General features: G+C 46.4%; 3 protein-coding genes and 1 pseudogene. 2 read left to right on the plus strand and 2 right to left on the minus strand.

The window, feature by feature from the left end; translation table 11 throughout:
* Together ACOCD9_RS20155 and cobO are read left to right on the plus strand one after the other, a co-directional pair.
* Positions 1-211, plus strand: a pseudogene (locus tag ACOCD9_RS20155) (Uma2 family endonuclease); the annotation flags it as partial.
* Positions 212-285: 74 nt separating this feature from the next.
* Positions 286-891: a cob(I)yrinic acid a,c-diamide adenosyltransferase gene (cobO, locus tag ACOCD9_RS20160; RefSeq protein WP_002789509.1), complete on the plus strand. Its 606-nt coding sequence runs from the start codon at positions 286-288 to the stop codon at positions 889-891.
* On the opposite strand, the gene ACOCD9_RS20165 is transcribed toward cobO, so the two are convergent.
* Together ACOCD9_RS20165 and map are read right to left on the minus strand one after the other, a co-directional pair.
* The gene (locus ACOCD9_RS20165; protein ID WP_287702379.1) at positions 888-2069 is read right to left on the minus strand and encodes an aldo/keto reductase; all 1182 of its coding nucleotides are present in this window, start codon (positions 2067-2069) and stop codon (positions 888-890) included. The two genes, cobO and ACOCD9_RS20165, sit on opposite strands and share 4 nt — an antisense overlap.
* A 147-nt stretch (positions 2070-2216) precedes the next feature.
* Positions 2217-2981: a type I methionyl aminopeptidase gene (gene map, locus ACOCD9_RS20170; RefSeq protein WP_287702381.1), complete on the minus strand. Its 765-nt coding sequence runs from the start codon at positions 2979-2981 to the stop codon at positions 2217-2219.
* Positions 2982-3422 lie beyond the last annotated feature (441 nt).

Below are 3422 nucleotides of genomic sequence, written 5' to 3' on the forward strand. Positions count from 1 at the left end.
GCGTTATTTTACCGCCGATGGTCAATTGGTTCCCACTCCCCAAGAAGCTGAATTACAGCAAAGACAAGCAAAAGAACAGGCTCTTTTAGAAAAAGAACAAGAACGACAGGCAAAAGAACAGGCTCTTTTAGAAAAAGAACAAGAACGACAAGCTAAGGAAAGATTAGCGGCAAAATTACGAGAATTAGGCATCAATCCTGAGACAATTTAGCCAGCTAAAATCTGCAAACAGCGATCAATAACCCCTTGAGTTACAATTATCTTGATTTGACTGGACAGACCCGAATGCAACTCACTCCCGAACAATACAAAGAAAAAATGCAGCGCCGCAAGGTCATCCAAGAGGAACGTTTAGCCGAAAAAATTGCTGAAAAAGGTTTAATTATCGTTAATACCGGGGATGGTAAGGGAAAAACCACGGCAGCCCTCGGTATGGTTTTACGTTCCCTCGGTCATGGTTACAAAGTGGCGGTGGTACAATTTATCAAAGGTGCTTGGGAACCTGCCGAACAAAAGATTTTTAGTGTTTGGGGGGAACAAATCGAGTTTTATGCTATGGGGGAGGGTTTTACCTGGGAAACCCAAGATAGAGAAAGAGATATAGAGAAAGCCCAAGAAGCATGGCAAAAAGCCCTAACTTTTCTCGAAAATCCCCAATATAAATTAATTTTACTCGATGAGATCAATATCGCTCTTAAATTCGGCTATCTGGATATTCAGGAAGTTATCGCTGGTTTAGCCCGAAAACCCGCTAATTGTCACGTTATTCTCACTGGTAGAGGAGCTTTACCCGAATTAATCGAGATAGCGGATTTAGTCACGGAAATGAAGTTAATTAAACATCCCTTTCGTCAACAGGGAGTGAAAGCGCAACCCGGCATCGAATTTTAACTACTGCTTAAGCGTTGTACCATCTCTCCCGACAATAATCGATGAGTTTCGGCGAGAAGATAGGGAATTTTATCAGCGTGGGGACTAGCGGCTAAACAGGCAGTTAAATCGAGTTTTTCCACCTCTTTTGCCTGTTGACCGGGGAACCAATGACCCCCATTTCCCAAGAGATTGTATCTGGCCTTGGCAAAGTCGATCATATCGTAGGCGATAGCGAGATTGCGTAACCAGAGGATAGAACGAATATTGATGTGATTGGGGGTATTTTCCCAGCTAGGTAAACCCACAGACCAAGTTTTCACCCAATTATCGCCTAAACAGTTGATCATCTCCCCTTGCAATCTCTCGATAATTGCCGGTAAAATCTCCTCGGCTCGATCGAGTAAGGGTAAAGTTTTCAGGTGTTCATCAAAATCTCTGGCTCGCGCTGCACCAATACTCAGGGTATGGACGGCCGGATGACTGAGACAGAATAGGTCATTAAAAACCATCGGACTGAGAGGAGAACAGAGAGCGACGAGCTTAGGGGGAGGATTGTAGAGATGGCCGCCCTTATCGGAGGGACTAATGATAAAAACCCCCATATCGTGCTGTTTTGCCGCTTCTATGGCTGGCCAGTTATTCTGAAAAATATAGTACCAGTGCAGATTGAGGTAATCGTAACAATTTGTTGCAATAGTCTTGACAATTACATCAGTTGGTGAATGGGTGGAGAAACCGATAAAACGAACTTTTCCCTGTTGCTGTAATTTTTTTGCCTCTTGCCAACAACCGCCCTCGGCCATAGTGTAATCGAGAATTTCAGCGGTGTTGATGCCATGGATGCCCAACAAATCCACATAATCTAACCGTAAAAATTGCAGGGATTGCTCAAATTTACGGCGAAATTCCCGCACATCTTGACTAGGAGAAACTTTCGTCTGCACGATAATCTCATCTCTCGGTAGTTGCGGCAAAATTTTGCCTAATTGCATCTCGGAAGTGCCGTAACCCCTAGCGGTTTCGATGTGATTAATCCCCACTTCCAGAGATTTATTGATAATTGCCTCTAAATTGCCTTGATTCTCGTCGGGAATTTGCGACATTGGCAGATCCTGCCACTGAAATTTATAGCGCATTCCCCCACAGGAAAAAACCGGCATTTGTAGATTAGTGCGACCGAAACGACGATACTGCATACATTCAGTTATCAGTGGGAAGTGGGAAGTGGGGGGGTGGGGAGGTGGTGAAGTGGGAGAAGAGAGAGGGGAGAAGGGAGAAGGGAGAAAAAAGCCTTCGACAAAAGCTCACACCGAAGTCTGATAGCTAAAAAGCTGATGGCTTTTTTAATCGGGTACAGTGAGAATTTCCACACCGGTTTCGGTGACGGCGATGGTGTGTTCAAATTGGGCCGAAAGTTTACCATCTTTAGTAATAGCAGTCCAACCGTCTTTTAAGACAATATGTTGCCAGGTTCCCTCATTAATCATTGGTTCAATGGTGAATACCATGCCGGGGCGAATTTTTTTGCCCTTGCCGCGAATGCCGTAGTGGGGAACCTGTGGCCCAGTGTGAAAGACATTACTGATACCATGACCGACAAAATCTCTAACCACCGAAAATCCTTGTCCTTCGGCATATTCTTGGATAGCTGCGCCAATATCGCCGATTCTCCCCCCCGGCTGCACTGCATCTATGCCTCTTTGCAGACATTCTCTGGTAACTTCCACTAACTTTTTGGCCAGGGGGGAGGGAGTACCGACAAAGAAAGTCTGCGAAGTATCGCCGTGATAACCTTCTAAAATCGGGGTGACATCGATGTTAATAATATCGCCGTCTTTGAGGATTTGATCGGAGCTGGGGATGCCGTGACAGATAACCTCGTTAATGCTAGTACAGATGGACTTAGGAAAGCCATGGTATCCTAGGGGCGCACTTTTGGCTCCATGGGCGCGAGTCCAACGTTCTGCCTCATCATTGATTTCTAGGGTACTTACCCCCGGTTTAACCATTTCTGCCAGATGATCTAACAGTTTAGCCGCTAATCGTCCGGCCCGTCGCATTTTGTCAATTTCCCGTGGGGAGAGTAAGGTGATGGTATCGTTGCCCATGAATTATCCGACTGTTGAGAAAGATTCTTGTTACATTTCTTATCCTAGCAAAATCGGGCAGTCTTAGGGTTTAGGGGGTTGGGTTATAGGAGCGGAAATCGGGAAGTGGGGTGTGGGGTGTGGGGTGTGGGGTGTGGGGTGTGGGGTGTGGGGTGTGGGGTGTAGGGTATGGGGTGTGGGGTGTGGGGTGTGGGGTGTAGGGTATGGGGTGTAGGGTGTGGGGTGTAGGGTGTGGGGTGTGGGGTGTGGGCTTCGGCCGTGAGCTCAGCCGAACGGGTGTGGGGTGTGGGGTGTAGGGTATGGGGTGTGGGGTGTAGGGTGTGGGGTGTGGGGTGTGGGGAGAATAAATAAAAATAATCTCCTGACTACTGATAACTGATAACTGATAACTGATAACTGATAACTGATAACTGATAACTGATAACTGATAACCGATAACTG

This window comes from Microcystis sp. (genome assembly GCF_048564745.1).
In the GTDB taxonomy this organism is placed as follows: domain Bacteria; phylum Cyanobacteriota; class Cyanobacteriia; order Cyanobacteriales; family Microcystaceae; genus Microcystis; species Microcystis ichthyoblabe_A.

Coding starts and splice junctions, on each gene's coding strand:
- ACOCD9_RS20165 (WP_287702379.1), bottom strand. CDS start 2,069: ATGCAGTATCGTCGTTTCGGTCGCACTAATCTACAAATGCCGGTTTTT.
- cobO (WP_002789509.1), top strand. CDS start 286: ATGCAACTCACTCCCGAACAATACAAAGAAAAAATGCAGCGCCGCAAG.
- map (WP_287702381.1), bottom strand. CDS start 2,981: ATGGGCAACGATACCATCACCTTACTCTCCCCACGGGAAATTGACAAA.